General features: G+C 39.4%; 24 protein-coding genes. 17 read left to right on the top strand and 7 right to left on the bottom strand.

From position 1 onward, the window contains the following. Window positions 1-2: 2 nt before the first annotated feature. From panD to K7887_RS12340, 9 genes are all read left to right on the top strand, one after another. A complete protein-coding gene (panD, locus tag K7887_RS12380; RefSeq protein WP_223489558.1) occupies window positions 3-389 on the top strand; it encodes an aspartate 1-decarboxylase in 387 nt (128 codons plus the stop codon). Between the two features lie 182 nt (window positions 390-571). Continuing rightward, complete coding sequence (locus tag K7887_RS12375) at window positions 572-3,106, top strand: exonuclease domain-containing protein (RefSeq protein WP_223489557.1); 2,535 nt, start codon at window positions 572-574, stop codon at window positions 3,104-3,106. Between the two features lie 373 nt (window positions 3,107-3,479). Continuing rightward, window positions 3,480-3,650 carry a YpmA family protein gene (locus K7887_RS12370; protein ID WP_168862580.1) on the top strand — a complete coding sequence of 57 codons (171 nt, stop codon included), beginning with the start codon at window positions 3,480-3,482 and terminating at the stop codon, window positions 3,648-3,650. Window positions 3,651-3,662: 12 nt separating this feature from the next. Next, window positions 3,663-4,136 carry a cell wall elongation regulator TseB-like domain-containing protein gene (locus K7887_RS12365; RefSeq protein WP_223489556.1) on the top strand — a complete coding sequence of 158 codons (474 nt, stop codon included), beginning with the start codon at window positions 3,663-3,665 and terminating at the stop codon, window positions 4,134-4,136. Between the two features lie 21 nt (window positions 4,137-4,157). After that, a complete protein-coding gene (locus K7887_RS12360; RefSeq protein WP_223489554.1) occupies window positions 4,158-5,345 on the top strand; it encodes a pyridoxal phosphate-dependent aminotransferase in 1,188 nt (395 codons plus the stop codon). A gap of 133 nt (window positions 5,346-5,478) precedes the next feature. Next, window positions 5,479-6,771, top strand: coding sequence for an asparagine--tRNA ligase (asnS, locus tag K7887_RS12355; RefSeq protein WP_223489552.1), 1,293 nt, complete (start codon window positions 5,479-5,481; stop codon window positions 6,769-6,771). Between the two features lie 547 nt (window positions 6,772-7,318). Further along, window positions 7,319-8,020, top strand: a complete 702-nt coding sequence (locus tag K7887_RS12350; RefSeq protein ID WP_223489550.1) for a DnaD domain-containing protein — start codon at window positions 7,319-7,321, stop codon at window positions 8,018-8,020. Between the two features lie 71 nt (window positions 8,021-8,091). Next, window positions 8,092-8,745, top strand: a complete 654-nt coding sequence (nth, locus tag K7887_RS12345; RefSeq protein WP_223489549.1) for an endonuclease III — start codon at window positions 8,092-8,094, stop codon at window positions 8,743-8,745. Next, on the top strand, window positions 8,745-9,248 hold the full coding sequence (locus K7887_RS12340; protein ID WP_223489548.1) for a YpoC family protein: 504 nt from the start codon (window positions 8,745-8,747) through the stop codon (window positions 9,246-9,248). The genes nth and K7887_RS12340 overlap by 1 nt, the downstream gene beginning before the upstream one ends. 50 nt (window positions 9,249-9,298) lie before the next feature. Here the strand turns inward: K7887_RS12340 and K7887_RS12335 are convergent, their stop codons facing one another. Together K7887_RS12335 and recU are read right to left on the bottom strand one after the other, a co-directional pair. Continuing rightward, window positions 9,299-12,007 carry a PBP1A family penicillin-binding protein gene (locus tag K7887_RS12335; protein ID WP_223489547.1) on the bottom strand — a complete coding sequence of 903 codons (2,709 nt, stop codon included), beginning with the start codon at window positions 12,005-12,007 and terminating at the stop codon, window positions 9,299-9,301. Between the two features lie 45 nt (window positions 12,008-12,052). Beyond that, a complete protein-coding gene (gene recU / locus K7887_RS12330) occupies window positions 12,053-12,649 on the bottom strand; it encodes a Holliday junction resolvase RecU (RefSeq protein ID WP_223489546.1) in 597 nt (198 codons plus the stop codon). 94 nt (window positions 12,650-12,743) lie between these two features. Here recU and K7887_RS12325 point away from each other — a divergent pair, with 94 nt between their 5' ends. Further along, complete coding sequence (locus K7887_RS12325; protein ID WP_223489545.1) at window positions 12,744-13,760, top strand: DUF2515 family protein; 1,017 nt, start codon at window positions 12,744-12,746, stop codon at window positions 13,758-13,760. Between the two features lie 537 nt (window positions 13,761-14,297). Then, entirely contained in the window at window positions 14,298-15,572 is a 1,275-nt protein-coding gene (gene ltrA / locus K7887_RS12320; RefSeq protein WP_223489544.1) for a group II intron reverse transcriptase/maturase, read from the top strand. 91 nt (window positions 15,573-15,663) lie between these two features. Here the strand turns inward: ltrA and K7887_RS12315 are convergent, their stop codons facing one another. After that, window positions 15,664-15,768 (bottom strand): hypothetical protein, encoded by a 105-nt coding sequence (locus tag K7887_RS12315; RefSeq protein ID WP_010193728.1) that lies wholly within the window; start codon window positions 15,766-15,768, stop codon window positions 15,664-15,666. A 191-nt stretch (window positions 15,769-15,959) separates the two neighbouring features. Here K7887_RS12315 and K7887_RS12310 point away from each other — a divergent pair, with 191 nt between their 5' ends. Together K7887_RS12310 and K7887_RS12305 are read left to right on the top strand one after the other, a co-directional pair. Further along, window positions 15,960-16,217, top strand: coding sequence for a hypothetical protein (locus tag K7887_RS12310; protein ID WP_223489541.1), 258 nt, complete (start codon window positions 15,960-15,962; stop codon window positions 16,215-16,217). 36 nt (window positions 16,218-16,253) lie between these two features. Then, entirely contained in the window at window positions 16,254-16,616 is a 363-nt protein-coding gene (locus tag K7887_RS12305) for a YppE family protein (protein WP_223489539.1), read from the top strand. Between the two features lie 36 nt (window positions 16,617-16,652). Here K7887_RS12305 and K7887_RS12300 read toward each other — a convergent pair whose 3' ends face one another. Together K7887_RS12300 and K7887_RS12295 are read right to left on the bottom strand one after the other, a co-directional pair. Then, entirely contained in the window at window positions 16,653-16,817 is a 165-nt protein-coding gene (locus tag K7887_RS12300; RefSeq protein WP_223489537.1) for a hypothetical protein, read from the bottom strand. A 120-nt stretch (window positions 16,818-16,937) separates the two neighbouring features. Beyond that, window positions 16,938-17,141, bottom strand: a complete 204-nt coding sequence (locus tag K7887_RS12295; RefSeq protein WP_223489535.1) for a YppF family protein — start codon at window positions 17,139-17,141, stop codon at window positions 16,938-16,940. A 204-nt stretch (window positions 17,142-17,345) separates the two neighbouring features. On the opposite strand from K7887_RS12295, the gene K7887_RS12290 reads away from it, so the two are divergent. Then, window positions 17,346-17,969 carry a YppG family protein gene (locus tag K7887_RS12290; RefSeq protein ID WP_223489533.1) on the top strand — a complete coding sequence of 208 codons (624 nt, stop codon included), beginning with the start codon at window positions 17,346-17,348 and terminating at the stop codon, window positions 17,967-17,969. A gap of 67 nt (window positions 17,970-18,036) precedes the next feature. Here the strand turns inward: K7887_RS12290 and K7887_RS12285 are convergent, their stop codons facing one another. Beyond that, a complete protein-coding gene (locus tag K7887_RS12285; protein ID WP_223489532.1) occupies window positions 18,037-18,225 on the bottom strand; it encodes a hypothetical protein in 189 nt (62 codons plus the stop codon). Between the two features lie 138 nt (window positions 18,226-18,363). Between K7887_RS12285 and K7887_RS12280 the strand changes: the two genes are divergently transcribed. Further along, entirely contained in the window at window positions 18,364-18,516 is a 153-nt protein-coding gene (locus K7887_RS12280; RefSeq protein WP_157182430.1) for a hypothetical protein, read from the top strand. A gap of 461 nt (window positions 18,517-18,977) precedes the next feature. Here K7887_RS12280 and K7887_RS12275 read toward each other — a convergent pair whose 3' ends face one another. Beyond that, window positions 18,978-19,442 (bottom strand): Hsp20/alpha crystallin family protein, encoded by a 465-nt coding sequence (locus tag K7887_RS12275; RefSeq protein ID WP_223489530.1) that lies wholly within the window; start codon window positions 19,440-19,442, stop codon window positions 18,978-18,980. A gap of 275 nt (window positions 19,443-19,717) precedes the next feature. Here K7887_RS12275 and K7887_RS12270 point away from each other — a divergent pair, with 275 nt between their 5' ends. Both K7887_RS12270 and K7887_RS12265 read left to right on the top strand, forming a co-directional pair. After that, window positions 19,718-19,930, top strand: a complete 213-nt coding sequence (locus tag K7887_RS12270) for a cold-inducible protein YdjO-related protein (protein WP_223489529.1) — start codon at window positions 19,718-19,720, stop codon at window positions 19,928-19,930. Between the two features lie 113 nt (window positions 19,931-20,043). Further along, complete coding sequence (locus K7887_RS12265; protein WP_223489528.1) at window positions 20,044-22,311, top strand: DEAD/DEAH box helicase; 2,268 nt, start codon at window positions 20,044-20,046, stop codon at window positions 22,309-22,311. Window position 22,312 lies beyond the last annotated feature (1 nt).

The raw sequence follows: 22,312 nt of genomic DNA, 5'->3' as shown, positions 1-22,312 counted from the left end.
AATTGTTTCGTACACTAATGAATGCAAAAATACATCGAGCTAGGGTTACAGAATCTAATTTGAATTATGTAGGCAGTATCACTATTGACGAGGACATTCTCGATGCAGTTGGTATGGCTGCTAACGAAAAAGTGCAAATTGTTAACAATAATAATGGTGCGCGTTTTGAAACATATATTATACCAGGTAAAAGAGGCGGAAAAGACTTCTGCCTAAATGGTGCGGCCGCAAGACTAGTGCAAGAAGGAGATGTTATAATCGTTATATCCTATGCAATGATGGCTGAGGAAAAAGTAAAAGACCATCAACCTAAAGTCGCGGTCATGAACGAAAACAACGAAATAATCGAAATGCTAGGCACAGAACCAGCCGCAACCGTTATGGTATAAATTTGAATGCAACAACCTTGATTGTAGTGGAAGGCACGAAAATCAACTGTTAAGTGGAATTCCCCCTCAAAACAGGGGGTTTTTCTATTTAAACATGGGAAAAATAAAAATACATATTTTTTTCAGTTCGTGTCTATGGTACCTTTTATATATGTTGAAGAGATGTAATGAGGTGGAATGAAATGAAACAGCGGTTTGTCGTTCTTGACTTGGAAACGACAGGGAATACTCCCAAGAAAAATGACAAAATAATACAAGTTGGCGCTGTTTTAATAGAAGATGGTGAAATAGTCGAGCGCTTTGCAAGTTTTGTGAACCCTCAATGTACCATTCCGCCTTTTATTGAACAACTAACCAATATTAATCAGGAAATGGTCGATCGGGCACCAACGTTTGCACAAATCGCTCCTATGCTGTGTGAAATGCTAAAAGGATCATCATTAGTGGCACACAATGTACCTTTTGATCTTTCTTTTTTACAACATGAGCTGAAAACAAGCGGTCATCCCACATTTTCAGGAAATACATTTGATACAGTGGAAATGGCAAGGATTTTACTGCCTACACAGAAAAGCTATAAATTAACGGATTTATCGATTTATTATGAATTGAATCATGATAATCCACATAGAGCGGATAGTGATGCAGAAGCTACCGCCATTATTTTTCTGAAGCTTTTGAAGAAGATTCAAAGTCTTCCTTCCGTTACGATAAACCAATTACATACATTCTTACATACGATGAAGAGTGATATTCACCTATTATTTCAACAAAAGGGTGTGTCATCTTCTCTTAACCATGTTCTATATGATGAGAAGCTAGCTGTTAGAAAAGCTTCGCTAGAGCCTATAGAAGAACTAGAAAAAGCCAAAAGCGAGATGCTAACCGGAGTGAAAGGCTTATTAAGTCCCTTTGATAAAGAATTAACTGCCCTGCTTGATGCTCGGCAACATGGTTTATTGGAAATTACAGCCTCCCACAAATTGCATACGTTAGGTGCACTCGCTTTTGCTCTGGAAAATAATAAAAAAGTGGTAGTGAGTTCTGCAACAAAAGAAACGAAGCAGGAGCTTGAACAACAAATATTATCACAAAATAAGCATGCAGCATTTCTGTTATCAGAAATAAAAGGAAAGTATTATTATTTAAGCTTGTCGAGGTTAGTTACGGTCCTAGCAGAAGCGGACGATAACTATGATGCTGTATTAACAAAGGCGCAGATTCTCGTTTGGTTAACGGAAACGGAAACAGGAGATATGGAAGAGCTCTCTCTATCGTCTGGTGGAAGGTTGCTTTGGGATTCAATAAACTGTTCTTACGGAGTTTCAACAGATGACTCTTTGGATGATCTCTGTTTTTATACTAGAGCAAAGAATAGAGTGAAAAGTGCCTCTATCATCTTTACTAATCATATGTTCCTGGCAAAGGAGATTTGGAAACCCGAAGCATTCATGCAAATGGATTATTTTCTTGTAGAAGATGCAGGACTGTTTCAAGAAAGTGTAGGCAGGTTCCTTGGGAAAGAAATCAGCTACCTGGATTTATATTTTACCTTATCAAGACTAAAGGACACCACTGTCGTCCAACAGGCAAAAGAAGAGCTGGACGAGGCTTTCCGGTTGATACGAAGTTACTGCCTTTTGAGAACAAAGAAAGGTCAATCAAGAGTAATATACAGATATGATGTGTTGAAGGAAAAATCACCAGGGTGGTATGCTGTTCTAGAAGCTGCCCAAAGGTTGTATATGAAGTTGACAGAAGTCCTTTTATCATTGGAGAAAGAGGCTGAATCAACACCTTTAAAAAAAATGAGGGATACCTTTCACGCCCTGTTATTCAGTGTTGAGAAGCATGGATTAACATGGTTTGATGTTCACACTAAAGGGGCAAAAAATTCGGTTACCATCTATGAGCAACCACTTGATGTTTCCGGTAATCTTGCTGAAAAATTTTATCAGCAAAAGAGCAGTGTGCTCTTTGTTTCACCTGCGTTAAGTGTGGACAAAAACTTTGACTACATGCTTGAGGAGTTAGGGCTGACAGACTTTTACCCCAAGACCATATCTGTTGAAAACGCAGGAACTAATTATCCAGGCGTATTTATTCCGACAGACATGCCGGCAATTACAAGAGGGAAAAATGAAGCATTTAACGAGATCGCTGCCATGCAACTTTTAGAGCTTTTAGAAGATAGGGGCGGAAGAATTCTTGTCACCTTTTCTTCCCTTGAAATGTTGAGTGCTGTTTACCAAGCAATCAAATCCCTGCCAAATGCAGAAGAAACTGTAGTGGTGAGTCAAAGCAGCTTGTCTGGCGGAAAGCAAAAAATTCTTAAAGCTGCAGCCAATTTCGAAAAAGCCATTTTGTTTGTAACAAACGGATTCCTAGAAGAAGTTAACCTACAAGATGAAAAAATAGACACACTCGTGATCATGCGACTGCCATTTAAGTCAATGGATGAACCGGTGATGGCAGCTAAAATTGCCACTATTGAAGGACAAGGCCGCAATTCATTCACAGATGTATCATTACCAATAGCAGTACTAAGATTTAAAGCAATGATAAGTCGCTTTTTAGAAGCAGAAGGTCCAAAAGAAATATTTATCTTTGATAAGCGAGTGGTGGAAAAAAGATACGGTAACACCTTCCTACAATCCATCCCAAACGCCATCGTCAAAAAAGACTCCTTCTTTGCCATTATGAGTAGAATAAATTAGACCTAAAGCAGTTGATTGGAGCAAAAGGCGAAGACTCCTGAGGGAGATAGCGCTAGGTGGAGACCCCGCAGGCAAAGCCGAGGAGGCTCCAGCAGCGCCCCTAGGAAAGCGAAGCCTTTTGCGGAAATCAACTGCGACGTTTATGAAACCATAACTAAAAAAGGGGTGAATCTTCCATATTAGAAAGATTCACCCATCAAGTTGGTGTGGGATAGGAGCAAATTTTATACTTTCACGTACATCAATGTACTTAACTGAATAGAAACTGTTATAATGTGTTTGAACACTATAGGTGATTCAGTACTTATATTCTAACCGACAATACAGGTCAGTATAAGTAACAAAAATTGTTTAAACGCAGGAGGATTTTGGGATGGAAAGTAAAATAGAGGTCTTGTCAACTGTGACAGTGGAGAATTCATCCGATTTATATAAAATCGTGGATACATTAAACAGAACATTAAAAAGAGAAAACCTTATGTTCGGCTTGGCTTTAGACCAGGATGATAAAGAAAAAGCAGTTTTTACAATATATCGTACATAAAGAAGTGATGAAATGAAAAAGTGGATTATTTTTAGCATTATTATGGTTGCCATCATCTTTTTGTGGCAATTTATCTCTATATATCAAACAGCCATGTCACCAGTTAAAGATGAGATAGAAAAAGGGGTGGCAGTTGCCCAAAAAGGGGCAGAGCTACAAACAGTGGAAGAAGTAGCGGCATACAATGGTACAAATTCCTATGTTATTGTACAAGGAATGGACAGCGAAAAAGAAGAACTTGTTGTGTGGGTGAAAGAAAGCAAGGAAATTGTCCATACAATGAAAAAGAAAGACGGAATCCCAAAAGAAGAAGTGTTGAACTATCTTCAAACAGACAGGGAACCGAAAGAGATTATTTCCATCTCTCTAGCGATGGAAAAAAACACTCCATTGTGGGAAATTAAATTTAAAGACAGCAATGATCAATATAATCTCTATTACGTGAAATTCGAAAATGGAGAATACTTTCAACGAATAATCTTTTAATGGTAGCGGGAGGAAGTAAAAATGAAATTAGCCAAAAGGGTATCAACATTAACACCATCCACAACTTTGGAAATTACGGCCAAGGCAAAGGAACTTAAAGACGCAGGTCATGATGTCATTGGTTTAGGCGCAGGTGAACCTGACTTTAATACACCGGCACATATAATGGACGCTGCAAAAGAGGCAATGGATAAAGGATTTACTAAATACACGCCATCAGGTGGACTGCCTGCATTAAAAAAAGAAATCATCAACAAGCTTGAGCGGGATCAAGAATTAACTTACAAACCGTCCGAAGTTATTGTCTGCATCGGTGCCAAACACGCTCTATATACACTTTTCCAAGTTATCCTTGATGAAGGGGACGAAGTGATCATTCCAACTCCTTATTGGGTTAGTTACCCAGAACAAGTAAAGCTTGCTGAAGGAGTACCTGTATATGTAGAAGGGAAGGAAGAAAATCAATTTAAAATTACTGCGGAGCAACTGAAAGCCACGATCACTCCAAAGACGAAAGCAGTAGTATTGAACTCTCCAAGTAACCCAACAGGTATGGTTTACACGAAGGAAGAATTAGAAGAATTAGGGAAAGTATGTCTTGAGCATAATATTCTAATTGTATCGGATGAGATTTATGAAAAGCTTCTATACGATGGAAACAAGCACGTATCTATCGCTCAACTTTCTCCGGAACTGAAAGAGCAAACAGTCATCATTAACGGCGTTTCTAAGTCCCATTCTATGACTGGTTGGAGAATAGGATATGCTGTAGGGAACCAGACCATTATCAGCGCGATGACAAACTTAGCAAGTCATAGTACATCCAACCCTACATCCATCTCCCAATATGCAACCATTGCTGCATATCAAGGCCCGCAGGATGATGTAGAAGTAATGCGTGAAGCGTTTGAAGAAAGGCTGAATATCATTTTTGAAAAACTGAATCAAATTCCAGGATTCCATTGTCTTAAACCACAAGGAGCTTTCTACCTGTTCCCTAAAGCGATTGAAGCTGCAAAAATGGCTGGTTTTAATGACGTAGACAGTTTTGTAAAAGCTTTGCTGGAAGAAGAAAAAGTGGCACTTGTCCCTGGTTCCGGATTTGGAGCGGATGATTATGTTCGTCTTTCTTATGCAACAAGTCTTGACTTATTGGAAAGTGCTGTTGAGCGAATCGCAAACTATATGGCAAAAGTGGCGGCTAAGTAATATTACTTAGCTTTCCCCTTTTATAGAATGTATGGAAAAGTGTTTGCTTACCATATTACAGGCTTGTATAATAGAGGATATGTACATAAAAGTGTAAATACATTGCAAGAACAATGCTGGAGGGAATAAAGTAGTGAAAACAACAATATCTGAAGTACATAAACATGTTGGAGAAGAAGTAACCATTGGTGCTTGGATTGCCAACAAAAGATCAAGCGGGAAGATTGCATTCCTACAATTACGTGACGGTTCCGGGTTTATTCAAGGGGTAGTTGTAAAAGCGGAAGTAGATGAGTCTGTATTCCAAGCAGCAAAATCTGTTACGCAAGAAACTTCTGTATATGTAACGGGAATCGTGCGTGAGGACGAAAGATCCCCATTCGGTTACGAGCTAGGTGTAACAGGAGTAGAAGTGATTCATGAAGCGGTTGACTACCCAATCACTCCAAAAAATCATGGAACAGAATTCTTAATGGACAACCGCCACTTATGGTTGCGTTCCAAAAAACAACATGCCATCATGAAAATTAGAAATGAAGTAATTCGTGCGACTTACGAATTCTTTAACGATAATGGGTTCTCTAAAGTAGATCCTCCAATCTTAACAGGCAGTGCTCCGGAAGGAACATCTGAACTGTTTGCTACGAAATACTTTGACGAAGACGCATATCTATCTCAAAGTGGACAACTTTACATGGAAGCTGCAGCAATGGCGCTTGGTAAAGTATTCTCATTCGGACCGACATTCCGTGCGGAAAAATCTAAAACAAGACGTCACCTAATTGAGTTCTGGATGATTGAGCCTGAGATGGCGTTCTATGAGTTCGAAGACAACCTTGTTGTTCAAGAGCAATATGTTTCTTTCATCGTTCAATCAGTTGTGAAAAACTGTAAATTGGAATTGGGAATTCTGGATAGAGATGTATCAAAGCTTGAAAAAATCCAAGCTCCATTCCCAAGAATTTCTTACGATGATGCCATTAAATTCTTAAATGAAAAAGGTTTTGATGATATCCAGTGGGGCGATGATTTCGGTGCACCTCATGAAACGGCGATTGCTGAAAGCTATGAAATGCCTGTTTTCATTACGCATTATCCTGTAGGAATCAAACCATTCTACATGCAACCACACCCTGAGCGAGACGATGTAGTGTTGTGTGCAGACCTTATCGCACCTGAAGGCTACGGAGAAATCATTGGTGGATCTGAACGTATTCATGACTATAACCTGTTAAAACAACGCTTAGAAGAGCATAACTTGGAGTCTGATGCATATAAGTGGTACTTAGAGCTTCGTCAATACGGCTCAGTGCCTCATTCAGGCTTTGGACTAGGCCTTGAACGTACGGTCGCATGGATCAGCGGAACAGAGCACGTCCGTGAAGCAATTCCATTCCCAAGATTACTAAACCGTCTATATCCATAATAATAACAATGGTCACCCGCCTTGAAGTCGGGTGACTGTTTTTATGATTATATTTCGTAAGAAAAATCTCATCTTAAGACCTCAGTTGCTTCAAGTAAGGATAGGAAAGGTCTTGAGAAGGTGTATGAAGACCTCAGTTGCGTCAACCAAGGATGAGAGAGGTCTTGAGAAGGTGTATGAAGACCTCAGTTGCGTCAACCAAGGATGAGAGAGGTCTTGAAAAGGTGTATGAAGACCTCAGTTGCGTCAACCAAGGATGAGAAAGGTCTTGAGAAGGTGTATGAAGACCTCAGTTGAGTCAACCAAGGATGAGAGAGGTCTTGAGAAGGTGTATGAAGACCTCAGTTGCGTCTACCAAGGATGGGAGAGGTCTTGAAAAGGTGTATGAAGACTTCAATTGCTTCAAAAAATAGTGAGAGAGGTCTTCATTATCTGCTAAAGCTTCACCTAAAGTGGGTGAAGCTTTTAATAATGATCATCAGATTGAAATATATTACCTATGAAGAATCAGTAGAAATTTGTTATACTTATCGGAGAGGTGTCTCAAATGAAAAAAGAGCAATTTATTCAATTCATGGAAGAGGGCAACCTGTCCGTTCCTAAATATTTGTTAAACAATTACGTAAAACTTGGGTTAAATGAAAAAGAGTTTCTACTACTTCTACATGTACATTCATTTGTAGAAAGCGGCATAATTTTTCCAACCCCTATGGAAATCGCAGATAAGATGACAATAGATCCTACAGAATGCATGGAAATCTTACGTCATCTACTTCAAAAAGGGTATGTGTCCATCAGTGATGAAATGGACGAGTACTCCATCAAATACGAACGATATTCTCTCCAACCCCTATGGGAAAAAATGATCACCTATATGATGGATCAAAACAAACAAGCTTCACAACAATTGAATCAACAACAAGAAATCAACCTTTACACAGTGTTTGAGCAGGAATTCGGAAGACCTTTATCTCCGTTTGAGTGCGAATCCCTTAATATGTGGATGGACCAGGATCATCATGATCCAACCATTATTAAAGCTGCATTAAGAGAGGCTGTAATTTCGGGTAAGTTGAATTTTCGTTATATTGATAGGATTCTTTTTGAGTGGAAGAAGAATGGCATAAAGACAATTAATCAAGCCAATGAGTATGGCAAAAAGTTTCGTAAAAATCAACAAAAGGCAACATCTGTACCACCAAGTAAATCAAGCAATTCAACTGTTCCATTTTATAACTGGCTTGATTAACAAAAGGGGACACGTAATGTGGAATTGCGTGTTCCTTTTTCTATCAATTAAGGAAAGGCAGGACTTATCGAATGTTAAATCTTAAGCAAATAAAAGAAGTAGTAGATGTCATGGGGGAAATGTTTCCTGATGCACATTGTGAGTTAAATCATAAAAATCCTTTCGAGTTAGTAATTGCAGTTGCGTTGTCCGCTCAGTGTACGGATGCACTTGTAAATAAAGTAACCAAGAACCTGTTTGAAAAATACCAGAAGCCTGAGGATTATCTTGCAGTTACCCTAGAAGAATTGCAACAAGATATTCGATCCATCGGATTGTTTCGAAATAAAGCAAAAAATATTCGGAGTTTATGCCAACTCCTTCTTGAAGAATACAATGGACAAGTCCCTAAAGACAGGGATGAACTTATTAAGTTGCCAGGTGTTGGCCGAAAAACAGCCAATGTGGTAGTATCCGTTGCCTTTGGTGTCCCGGCGATTGCGGTTGATACACATGTAGAACGAGTTAGTAAGCGTTTAGGCATTTGCAAGTGGAAGGACAGCGTATTAGAAGTAGAAAAGACACTGATGAGGAAAATACCAAAAGAGAAATGGTCTGACACGCATCATCGACTTATTTTCTTTGGGAGATATCATTGTAAAGCTCAGAACCCTCAATGTGAAAGCTGTCCTTTACTTGAGATGTGCAGAGAAGGTAAGAAGAGAATGAAGAAGAAGGTGGGCTAATGAAGATACCGGTTACCTTTCTCCATCCCCATTTTTATTCAAAGCAAGACTCCATTCCCATAAAGACCTTTAGATTGGAAGATATTATTGAAATCCCATTCAAATATGATATAGCTTACTATCAGGGAGCAGCACCACATCAATTACCTTGGGAAAAGACAAGTGACTCGATACCGCTTATTCTCAATAGATGGAAAGAAAAAGAAACCCTTTTAAATTCTCTTCATGAAATTAGGAATCGCAAGGAGGCGAGAGAAGAAATCATTCTTCCGATTGCTTGGTTCCTGCAGATGTTGTTTTGGATGAATGGTCACCCTGTAAGAAGTTTAGTTGATTGGAAAAAAGAAGTGGAAAAATTAAAATGGAAGCCGGTAAATGTGGATGAGAGGTTTGAATTTATCATTAAGAAACCTGAGATGTATCACGCATTTATTCAGCTTCAACAGCTTTTCACGGAAAGCGCCAAGCTTTTTTATAAAATGAAGGCTGTAGAGAAGAAATAAAGAAAAATAGTATATAAAAAAGGCTACCATTGCAGGTAGCCTTTTTCGTGTTAATCGTTATCCTCGGAATCATCACGTTGTCCATTTCGATTTGTGTTGCTCTGTGTATTTGCGTCATCAGATTCTTCGCCATCACCAGGAGGCTCTTCACCATCACCAGGAGGTTCTTCACCATCACCAGGAGGCTCTTCGCCGTCACCAGGAGGCTCTTCGCCGTCACCAGGAGGCTCTTCGCCGTCACCAGGAGGTTCTTCGCCGTCACCAGGAGGTTCTACACCGTCGCCAGGAGGCTCTTCACCATCACCAGGAGGATTCGGAATCTCTGGAATGATACTTTCATCATCCTCTTCGACCGCTTCAGGAATCGTTATGGTCTGTGTTGCAGCATCACTTCTATTTTCATTGTTTTCATCCTGTACTGCAATAATTTCAAAGGTGAAGGTAGCACCAGGGTCTGGTGACTCCACAACCAAACCGAGATCTTTCGTTTCAGTTAGAGGCTGAGGAGATCCTTCATTAACAGCTACATTTACAGTAAATGTTACACCTTCTAAACGTTCCTCAGGGTATTTCCAATCTAGATTAATGACATTTGCTTCCTCGTCAAACTTTGCAGTAAAACCAGATGGAGTAGGGAGCTTATCATATTCTTTGGAAACTTTTGTAGGTTCTGTTCCTTTTACGAAATATTCATTCGTAATTTGATCTGATGGCGTAAACTCACTTGCTTTTAATGGAGGATTTGATCCTTTTTCAATTGGAACACGGACAACACTGTTTGGAACAGGGAAGTCTGCTTTGTCTTCACTTGTCGTGGATATGTTCTCCATTAATTGCTTAAAGATAATTCTTGATAAATATTGATCTTGGTTTACACCGTCAATTGGTCGCAAATAATTATCTGTTCCGTTTTTCCTAAAACCAGTCCAAACTGTTGCAGTATAAGTTGGGGTGTATCCGGCAAACCAAGTGCTTGGAACTCCACCTTCAGGTATTCCATATTCTGATATTGTATCCTCAGAGAAGTTAGTGGTTCCTGACTTTCCTGCGATATTCAATCCAGGTACATTTGCTGCAGTGGCTAATCCGCTTCGTACAGATGTTTTAAGCATATCTGTAATCATGAATGCAGTGGAATCCTTCATAACTACTTCTGATTCTTTGTTCAAGTTAACGCTAGTACCATCTTGGAAAACGACTTTCGTTACTGCGAATGGTTCGGTATAAACTCCACCGCTTCCAAATGAACTGTATGCTCCAGCCATTTGAAGAGGGGAGATACCATTCGAAAATCCGCCAATAGCATAAGCTTCATTTATTTCTTCTTCAAGTGGTATGCCGAGTTTAACAGCAAAGTCCCTTGCTTTATCCAAACCAACTTCTTGCAGAGCTTTTAATGCAGGAATATTACGGGAATCTGCCAGATGTTGTCTCATGCTTAAGTAACCTTTATGTTTGTTGTCCCAGTTATTAATCTCTGTTCCGGATGAGTAACTGTAAGGTTCATCATTAATTTGATGATAGGTGGACCAATCCAAGAACTCAATTGCAGGTGCATAGTCAAGAATCGGCTTAATCGCTGATGCTGGTTGAACTCGTATATCTGTTGCATAATTGGTACCTGTCTTCATATGGTTTCTACCGCCGCCAATAGCGCGAATTTCACCACTTTGAGTATCAATTAAAGCAATTCCTGCTTGATAATCTTCGTTTTCTAGATGCGGTATGCCACTTTCATCGGATAAGATGTATTCCACTTGTTCTTGTGCATTTACATCAAGAGTTGTGTAAATTTCAAGGCCGTCTGCTTGTGGATCAACATCCCCTAATTGCTCAGATATTTCTTCAATGACACGATCTATAAACGCGTTGTATTTATTGGAGTAATTTGTTTTCTCCACATCGTCAGCCAAAGTGGAGTCTACTGGAATTGCTCTTGCTTCATCCGCTTCTTCTTCTGTGATCTTTCCATGCTTCACCATAAGAGTCAGGACGATGTTACGTCGTTGTTCAGCATTTTCAGGGTTTGTGACAGGATTATAATTGTTGGGACTTTGTGGAAGTCCTGCAAGCATAGCTGCTTCATGCAGTTCTAACTCGTCAAGGGACTTTCCATAATAATTCTGTGCGGCATTGGAAATTCCATAAGCATAATTTGAAAAATAAATACGGTTTAAGTACATTTCCAAAATTTCGTCTTTAGTAAAACGGGATTCTAATTGATAAGCCAAATAGAATTCCTGCGCTTTTCTCTTTAAGGTTTTATCAGTTGACAAAAATGATAATTTTACTAACTGCTGAGTAATGGTACTTCCACCTTCAGCACCAAAGCCTCTTGTAACGTTTGCCAATACTGCTCCAGCTAGACGTCTATAATCCACTCCATTATGCTCATAAAAACGAACATCCTCTGTAGCCAAAAAGGCATCTTTTACGAGATCAGGAATTTCATCTGAATCGACATACTCCCTGGCTTCGTGCCCGCCTATTTCAGCAGCAAGCTCTCCGTCCATCCCATAAACTTTGGAAGGAACAGGGACTTTTAGTAATGTCTCATCCAGCGGTGGTGTGCTCTGGACATAATAAGCGAAAGTTCCTATACCTGTTAATAATCCTACAATACCGATAATAAGTGCAGATAAGAATATTTTTTTGAATAGACCTTTCTTTGGGCCTTTCTTTTTCGTGCCGGATTTTGCACTGCGTTCTTCTTCCATAGCTTGTCGTCTCTGTTCTCTTGATTGATACTTTTCAGTCATGTTTCAGACCTGCCTTTCTTCACACATACAGTTATTCCGGAGCTGTTAATAATACATGTCTATTATTTTGATGTAATCGATTCTTGGCTGATAACCTTGAGGGATCAAGTAGCCATCACGTTCGACCTCTTGTTTTGTAATAGACTTTCTTTCACCGGATTCTTTCCTGTCCCAATAATGAAATAATTTATCGGCCGGCAACAAATACACTTCATTAAAAAGACTGAACATTAATATGACGAAACAGATTCCATTTTGTTTCACAACTTGGCGCATATGTTGAATTTGATGCTCATGAAAGTTTTGGAGAGGGAAGGAAGTTTTATTTTTCGTTTCCTTTGCCTCAAAATCAATATACCTACCTTTGTATACTCCGTTAAAGTCTGTGGTCGAAGCTTGTTTGAAGTAAGCTTCTTTAATGACGGCGGCACTTCTTTTTGGATAATGCACATCGACAATCTGGATTGGTGTCGGCTTTTTATGGACAACAGCAATTTCTTGGTGGAGGTAATACATATTGGAATCATGAAGGTCATCTTCTAAACTCATCCCTCTGTTGCCATACAATGTTGGACCAGTCTTTTTGGAAGGCGAATTGCTACTTGCCTGAAATACTTTACCATTTGGGTATCGTATAGTCATAAATTTCCCCCTCTAGACTAAAACTAATCTTATATTAGAAAAAAACGTCATCTTTTTGTAAACTTTGTCACTTTTCGTTTGAAAGGAGGAGAGTATGTACGTGAAACAGGTAACTCTCTATTCGGAAATACGAGAAAGAAGATTGAAATATAAGTACTCCTTTCAAGAAAATAATTTTATCACTACTATTAGAAAAAATACAGCGAAATACAATGTTGACAATATTTCTAGGACAAAAGCCTATGCAGCTTATTATGATAGAAACAAAGAAATTCGGTGGGCCTTTTTGGCGAGCATGGTATCCCGAAATGCAGGCTGGAATATGACGGATCTGGAGGGGAAATGGTTCAAGCTTGCATTAAAATGGCAGAAGAGATACCCGATTTTTATGACCTACGAATTAGCAAATTGGATGATATTCCATGATGCGTATCCACAATTATTAGTATATGAGTTGTCCAAAAAATATAACAAACCATTATTTCATTTATTAAAAGGTTTTCATGTTTCCTGTTTCATGGAAGCAGAATGGCAGTATTTTTGGGAGAAAAGGGATGTAGCAAGGTTGATGACTTCTCTCATTATAAATGAACAAAATTTAATCCAAGAACCGGTTCTACATAACAAAAAACTAAAAAGAAAGGTCTATGGAACTAGCGTATACGCCTTTCAAGATCTTGGTCATTTCAGTTGTGTCATTTTTCCAACACTTAAGGGAAAGTTGTATGGATATTCTGTACATGGGTTTCAAAAGCTCCATAATAGAATTGAATTAGGGAAGAGATTGGCAAATCTTTTATTTGACCCGGATTTTTCGAACTCCTTTTTAAACTTTTCACAGAACACAGAACATACAGGGTCTAGGTTTGATTATGAGCAGTATGTCCATAAAGGGTTTTTTCGAGAAACTCCTTTTCTGAGAGCGGTATACCCTGTGGTTTCCCATCAGCCTTTTCACCAAGACGACTGGGTTTTTAGACAGGCAAGACATCTTTCTAAATGGAGTGAAATGCAACCGAAAACAGATAGAGAGGAGATAGATATTACGAAGTGGTTTATTCACAAACAGCATCAGATGCATAGCTTAATTGCTTTGAAAAAGTGGTTATAAGGAATAAAACAGCTCTGATTAAAGAGCTGTTTTTTTGAGTGTGCCAGGCATGGCATCTATCTAGGTGGTGAAAGTCCACTGTGGGGGTACACATCGACCAACCACTAAGGAAGCGCAAGGTACTTACCGTGAGGTAAGGGCGGGAGGAAGCGTGGAATAAAATCTTGGCTCGACGAACAGAAATCTGATACTAAGGCTCTTCAAAGGGATGAGGCTCCTCAACAAGTCAAAGTCCAAAAGATGTGCGTAACTTTGTAGGGTAAATCAGGCGAGTAAAAGAGGAAAGATAGTTGTCTTACCCTGGGAGGTCTTGCGGATGTACCAAGGTACAGTCGAAAAAGGTTTGCCGCAAGAAGTCAGCCGAAGCCATAGTAGTGGAATTATTCCATGAAGGGCTGAACAATTTATAGTGTTTCGACACCACGAATGCGTAAGTGAAGTGTTCCGAATGTGTTAATGGTGAACGTATGAGCGTATCTCAGAGGATAACCAAAATGGAATAATCACTTACTACGTGAACGGATAGGAGAAACGAGTGTGGAACTTTTAGAACAAATACTAAGTAATCAAAACATGAATGAAGCTTACCTTCGTGTCTATAAAAACAAAGGTGCGAGTGGGGTCGACGGAATAACGGTCGATGAATTAAAGCAATATCTGAAAGAGCACAAAGACGAGCTGCGTCAGCGCATCAGAACAAGAAAATACCAACCACAAGCTGCCTTAAGAGTGGAAATCCCAAAAGAAAATGGCAAGATGCGCAAATTGGGAATACCAACAGTAGTGGATAGGGTAGTTCAACAAGCCATCCATCAAATACTCAGCCCGATATTTGAAAAGCAGTTCAGCGAATTTAGTTATGGCTTCAGACCCAAAAGAAGCTGTGAGATGGCAATTATTAAAAGCCTTGAATTTCTAAATGATGGACATAACTGGGTTGTGGACATTGATCTTGAAAGGTTTTTCGATACAGTCCACCATGATAAACTCATGCGAATCATCTCTAACACAATAGATGATGGAGATGTCATCTCTCTAATAAGAAAATATCTCGTCAGTGGAGTGATGGTGAATGGAAGATATGAGACCACACCAGTTGGGACTCCGCAAGGAGGAAACCTAAGTCCACTTCTGAGTAATATTATGTTGAACGAATTGGATAAGGAACTAGAAAGTAGAGGACTCCAATTTGTAAGATATGCAGATGACGCCCTAATTTTTGTGAAGAGTGAGAAAGCGGCTAATAGAGTGATGGATTCAATTGTACGGTTCATAGAAAAGAAATTAGGACTGATAGTCAACATGGAAAAGAGTAAAATCTCTCGTCCCAATGACTTGAAATTCTTAGGTTTTGGTTACTACTACGATAGTAAAAGTAAGAAATATCAAGTACGACCTCATCCTGACTCCATTCAAAAATTCCAACGGAAGCTTCGGAAATTAACAAAGCGAAATTGGAGTATACGGTTGGACTATCGAATAATAAAACTAAAACAAGTCATAATCGGATGGGTTAATTACTTTAGAACTTCAAATATGAAAACAGCAATGACTGAGATAGACCAGAAGCTTCGCTCCAGAATCAGAGTTATCATTTGGAAGCAATGGAAGGTACCGAAAAAACAAATCAAATCGCTTGTCCAACTAGGAATTCCGAAGGAAGAAGCGAAAGGGTTAACTTTCTGTCGGAGAGGTTACCGGTTCATCGGACTATCAAAAGTTATTCATAGAGCTATCTCAAACAAAAGATTAAAGCAGAGGGGATTCCCCTCTGCTTTAGAACATTATCTAAAAGTACACACTGTAATATAAATTGAACCGCCGTATACGGAACCGTATGTACGGTGGTGTGAGAGGGGCGAAAATAATTTAAGTTATTTTCCCTCTACTCGATTGGTTGATATCAGGTAGAAGGGCGGTTTGGCCCTTTTAACTTTTTATCTTCCTGGCCTGGTGCGCTTTCTACTTGATTTTTACGTTGTTGTTGATTTTTCTTTTGTTTAGACATTACTGTACCTCCTATTACTGTATTTTTTACCTTCTTATTTTTTACAAATAGGTAAGCAATCATGCGAAAAATGGGAGGTGTTTTGCAAATAAACACTTTCTTTGACGAATTGCTTCTAGTTTTGTCACACAGGAAGGGAGTAGAGGATGAATGCAGAAAATATAAACTAACAAAGTATGGAGGGGATTTGTATGTCCAATGTAGTTGTTTCAAGAAATGAGATTGCGGACTTGTTCAATGAAATGATGCTTCAAATGGATGTATTGGAGGAGACAATGTCAAATTCACTTAAAATAGAACGAGAAGAAATGGAAGAAGTGATGAAACATCAAATTAAGCGGCTGCATGTCACTCTGGATGAAGTGGAAAAAGTGATGGGTGAGCAACGGATGTTGAAAATGCACTCTCCAAAATCAATTGACTTTAGGCAGAGTGCTTACTCTGTATAAGAAGATGTGGTAATGTATTGCTAGAGGTGAAGAGAAATGTCTGGCAATGATAAAAGTGTAAGGGAATTAACAAAACAAATTTTAATGGAATTGGACAGGATAGAAGAAAACTTTATGTCAGCGAAAGCTAGTAAACAAGAACCTGATTTTTTCCAAACAGTTAAGCCATATGCTGATGGTGTATTTGCGACTGTCGAACAATGGGAAAGTACGGTTAAAAACTGGATTTTGTCAGATAAACCTAAATATATACACGTTCAACAAATAGATAGCACGGTTGAAAATATTAACATGGTTGCTGTACAATGCTTTTATCCGGACACACGTGAAAAACGATTCAAAGGCATGATACAGTCTATTCGGTATGTTTTGAATGATACAATTTCCAAAAATATTTAGTAAGAGCCTGATCAAGTGAAGATCAGGCTTTTCTTTTTAACGATCTTTTTGAGCTTTGTTTGTTACAGGGCGTTCTTCAGCAGTAGCCACAGGCTCAATTGCGTATTCAACTTTTTCGAACACCTTTTTTTCAGCTGGCTGTGCACCAAGTGTAGGTTCGTGGCCTTTTTTCTTATGGTTAAAGTTTTTTCCGCGACTCATTTATATCCCTCCTTTTTATCCTTTTTAGCTTTCCACGCAATCGTCCTTCTCATTACGCAATTATCTGTAGCTTTGATATATAAAAAAAGAGACCCATTAAGGTCTCCTGATAGTAATACATTATGTTATTTCTAAAATGTCTTCAAACGTATTTGGCGGAACAGCACCTTTTGACTCGAGCTCACGAATAAGATTGCGGAACTGACCAATCGTTAATTCCCCTCTGAGGTACAGCTGTCTGGCAAAGTCCATTAACTCATTATGCTCCATCGGTTCATAGGTTTTACAACTTATAAATTTATGACGCAACTCTTCAAGTACCAATCCAATCCCCCCTTTGAAGTTAATTCCATCATAGCATGCAAAATAAATTTTTCTTGTTTTTGAAAAAATGAAACTTCCGACAAATTGGGACAAAATTTGAGCATTGTGGCAAGAACTTAAACCAGTTGTACAGCAAAGTGGAATAGGCACCTTTCCCGGCTTTTTTCATACGTTATATATAGCTAGAAAAGAGGAGGGATTTGAATGTTTAGGAGAATGTATGCGAGGCCTAGACATTTATCACATACTAGGAATATGAATATGTTAAGTCAGCTTCCTTTTTTAAATAATTTATTGCCAAATGCAGGCGGCGGATCCATGCAAGGGATGTATCCACAGCAGGTAATGAACGGGGGCTGGATGAATCAACAAGGGATGCTTCCTGAATATATGAATACAATGCCGTTCTCAGGAAATGGGATGCAAAATTCAGCTTTTCCTTTTAACATGATGAATAATATGAATCAACATGCTTTCCCTCAAACCATGCCGATGGGCGGTATGGGACAGAATAGTTTTATTCAGGGGATGCCGTTTAATGGGATGGGGCAGAATGGCTATCCTCAAGGATTACCACAGCAGGGAGTAGGGCCTGGGGGAAATATGATGCCTAATCAAATGAGCATGCCATTTATGAATCCATATCCAACACAGGGACAGTCAGCGAAGCCTCAAACGTCCCAAGTGAATTCCTTCATGAATCAATTTAAAGGGCAGGACGGCAATGTTGATATGAAGAAAATGATGGACACTGCAGGTCAAATGATGAATACGGTTAACCAACTCAGCAATATGTTTAAAGGTCTTACTGCAACATTTAAAGCATAAAAGAGATGCCTTCCTATTGAGGGCATCTTATTTTGATTAAAAGGAGAGAGAAAGTTCTCTCCTCACATTACTTATGGTAATCGCCTTTTGGTTCTTGTTCAAAGAAGTAGTTGTCCAATTTTTCCTCTTCCTGGTGGTTAAGGGAGGAGCTGTAGTATGGATTTTCATCTTTTTGCTCTTTATCAAGGTTGGTTTTTATCACAAGTGATGGCGAAGTAGATGGACTTGCATACACTTTTTTAAATTCTTTGCTCATCTTTTACACCTCCTAGTCGTTATCTTGTGTGGTGGATTTGGATTTATGTAATTTGTATTTGGACTTTTATTTCCAATCATAAATATGATGATTTCATCCAAGCTATAAAGGCAGGGAAATTTATTTTTTGGAGGCGTAATGATGACAAATAGAAATGATAATAGAGAGCGTAAAAATAAATATCCGTCAAATCAGCATCAACAAGAGGTGTCTAAGGAGTTGGCCAGCATCCAGATGGATTCTACTCCTGAGGAAAATGCAAAGTACGGATCAAAATCACATAAAAACTAAACCAAAAGCAGTCACTCCCGTGGTGACTGCTTTTGGTGTTTTTAAGAATATCAAAAATTGCATTTAACTGTTGATTGCCGTTCCAGTCGCTTCGCTTTCCATGGGCGGTCCGGAAGCCTCCTCACTCCGTTGCGGGGTCTTCCCTGTCCCTTCCTCCCATAGGAGTCTGCGCAACTTCCACGGCAATCAACAAGTTGACTTTAATCACCTAGGGTTTTATAAATGGCCCCTAACAAAATAGCTGCAAATGATGTAACCTTTCGTTCAAGAAACTTCTAGCTGTGAATTGGAGCAAATGGCAAAGACTCCAGCGGGGGAGTAACGGTAGGTTGAGACCCCGCAACGAAGTGAGGAGGCTCAAGCACCGTCCCGCGGAAAGCGAAGCCATTTGCGGAAAGGAACAGCGGCGATTACCAAAAAACTAAGATTTAATAGAACAGGGCAGTTTTTTTCTGGTTTTTTCAGTCATCAATCTTAATTTGTTTGATGTTTTTCTTTGGTATGCGGATTTGGAGTAGGCCGTCTCGGTAGTTTGCTTGAAGGGCATTTAATTTTACATATGGCGGGACGGGTATGGTCCGTTTTTGGTGTTTCATGGAATAGCTGTTGCTAATATAAGAAGTTGATTCATCAATGGTTTCGAGTTGTTCTTCATTTTTGACTCCAATGGTTAAGTATCGATCAAAGGTCTCTATTGTAATTTGTTCCTTTTTAATTCCAGGGAGCTTACAGATGACGATAAACTCTCCTGATGTTTCTCGAGTTTCCACTGGCAATGAAGCTTCTGTAAATGCATGGCCAAAAAAATTATCCATTTGCTGAAGCATCCCTTTTATCGGTGAACTGCTGAAAAATGAATCAATAGAAGTCATGATATTATTTTGAGGTACTTTCTTATTAGAAAGCTTATCCTGTTCGTCTTTCATGGTATGGCTCCTTTCTTGCTCTTTATCATTACTATATAAAAATGGGCTTAGTTGGGTTACTATGTTTTTTGTCTTTTAGGTGCAGATTTTGCAACTTATTAATCATTGAGAAAAATGCAATTCTCTGTAATTTATGCTATAATATATTGGAAGAGATTGTATGACGAGGATGCTTTTTTTATTTTTTTCTTATTTTTTCCTCGTATATTGGCATACTAAGAGTATATTAGTGAGGATAAACTGCGCCCCACCTCAAAAGATAGGAGAGTGGTACTATGGCTTTTGGAAGAAGAGAAGTAGAAGAAATTGTTACCGAGGAAACGAAAGTATGGGTTTGTGAATCTGAGGATTGCAATGGTTGGATGAGAGATAACTTCAAGAATAGCGAAAGCGATGTCCCGACATGTCCTCTATGCCACAGCAGCATGACACAATCCACCAAAGTGCTAGCAGTCATCAATAACTACAGTCAAAATCAGAAGATGTAAATATAGTCAAAAGAAAAACCAAGCACCTTACAGGTGCTTGGTTTTTCTTTTTGGACTTTACTAACCGAACGCTTATTCGCTAAAATAGAGAATAGACAATGAGGTGAGTTGTAATGAAATGGAGAAAAACAATATATGAAGTTATTGATTGGATGAAAAGTGAGGAATCAATAGCAAAAAATATCGTACATTGGGAAACAGTTCCGCCAAAAGAAGCACAAACTGTTCCGTTTCCTGCTCAAATAGATGAACGTTTGTTGAAGTCCTTGACTGAAAGAGGGATCAACTCTTTATATACCCATCAAGCAGCAGCATTTGAGGCTGCATCCAATAAAAAGCATTTTGTTGCTGTCACCCCGACAGCCTCAGGAAAAACCTTATGCTATAACTTGCCGGTACTTCAGAAAATTGTGCAAAACAATGATGCCAGGGCACTGTACTTGTTCCCGACAAAAGCACTTGCACAAGATCAAAAGAGTGAATTAAACGAAATTATTACGCAAATGGGTGTGCCAATCAACAGTTATACATATGATGGCGACACGGCCCCTACTATCAGACAAAAGGTAAGAAAAGCAGGGCATGTAGTTATTACTAATCCTGACATGCTTCATTCTGCTATCCTTCCACATCATACGAAATGGGTCTCCCTTTTCGAAAATCTGGAATATATCGTGATAGACGAATTGCATACGTACAGAGGTGTGTTTGGAAGCCATGTAGCTAATGTCATTAGAAGGTTGAAACGAATTTGTAAGTTTTATGGAAGCAACCCTACATTCATATGTACATCTGCAACGATAGCGAATCCGAAAGAACTAGCTCAGGAGCTCACTGGAGAGTCCTTTGAACTCATTAATAATAACGGGGCTCCATCCAGTAAAAAGCATATCGTCTTTTATAACCCTCCAATCGTCAATAAACCGCTTAATATCCGGAGGAGCGCAACGCTAGAAGTAAGAAAGCTTGCTGCAGAGTTTCTTCAAGAGAAGATTCAAACCATCGTCTTTGCTAAAAGCAGAGTCCGAGTAGAAATTTTATTAACGTACCTTAAAGAGCTGGTCAAAAATCAACTTGGAGAAAAGTCCATTCAAGGATACAGGGGAGGATACCTGCCAACCCAACGCCGAGCGATTGAAAAAGGTTTAAGAAATGGTGAGATATACGGTGTAATTAGTACAAACGCGCTGGAGCTTGGAGTAGATATTGGTCAATTGCAGGTCTGTATCATGACAGGATATCCGGGAACGATTGCAAGTGCCTGGCAGCAGGCGGGCCGTGCTGGGCGCAGGCAGGGGGAGGCCGTAATTGTCATGGTGGCGAGCTCTAATCCCTTAGATCAATACGTCATACAACACCCGGAGTTTTTCCTGAAAAGCAATCCAGAATCAGCCAGGATTAATCCGAACAATCTTGTTATCCTTGTAGATCATATAAAGTGTGCTGCATACGAGTTGCCGTTTAAAGAGGGCGACACCTTTGATGGGGTGGAGCTTGAGGATATTTTAGATTATTTGACAGAAGAAAGAGTGCTCCACGAAAACGGAGGGAAATGGCATTGGATGAATGATGCCTTCCCGGCACATAACATCAGTTTGCGTTCTGCCTCTCAGGAAAATGTCATCATCATAGACCAATCATCAGAACCTGCAAACAAGGTGATTGGGGAAATGGACCGTTTCAGTTCGATGACTCTTCTGCATGATGAAGCGATCTATTTGCACCAGGGAGTTCAATATCAAGTAGAGAAACTTGATTGGGAAGAGAAGAAAGCATTTGTAAGAGAAGTAAATGTTGACTATTTTACTGATGCAAATCTCGCTGTTTCCCTTGATGTACTTGAGGTGGACAAACAGACCGATTACCAAGCAGGCACCATTTCGTTTGGGGATGTGTCAGTCCGAGCGATGGCCACTATTTTCAAAAAGATAAAATTTGAAACTCATGAAAACATCGGTTCAGGACCGATTTACCTACCGGAAGATGAGCTTCAGACGAGTGCAACTTGGATAACACTTGAAGAAGAGATTACTGATCGTCTAAAGGGTGATGATTTAGAAAAGAGCCTGTTGGGGATCGCACATGCTCTTAAACACGTAACTCCGCTGTTATTAATGTGTGAACCGATGGATATGCAAGTAGTCCCTCAAGTTAAATCGACTCACGATGAGAAGCCTGTAGTCTATTTTTATGACCGCTATCCTGGAGGAGTCGGGTTAAGTGAAAAAGCGTACGACTATATAAACGAGTTGCTTAACAGTGCGGGTGAACTAATAGGAAACTGCCCATGTCACTCAGGTTGCCCTTCTTGCATAGGTGCAGATTATCCAGACGAAGACTCTAAAGAATTGGCACTCTCTCTACTTCAAAAGCTTGTGTAAA

The organism is Sutcliffiella horikoshii, from assembly GCF_019931755.1.
GTDB lineage: Bacteria > Bacillota > Bacilli > Bacillales > Bacillaceae_I > Sutcliffiella_A > Sutcliffiella_A horikoshii_E.
The sequence above is the reverse complement of the archived record's forward strand: the minus strand, read 5'-3'. Positions and strand labels throughout refer to the sequence as shown.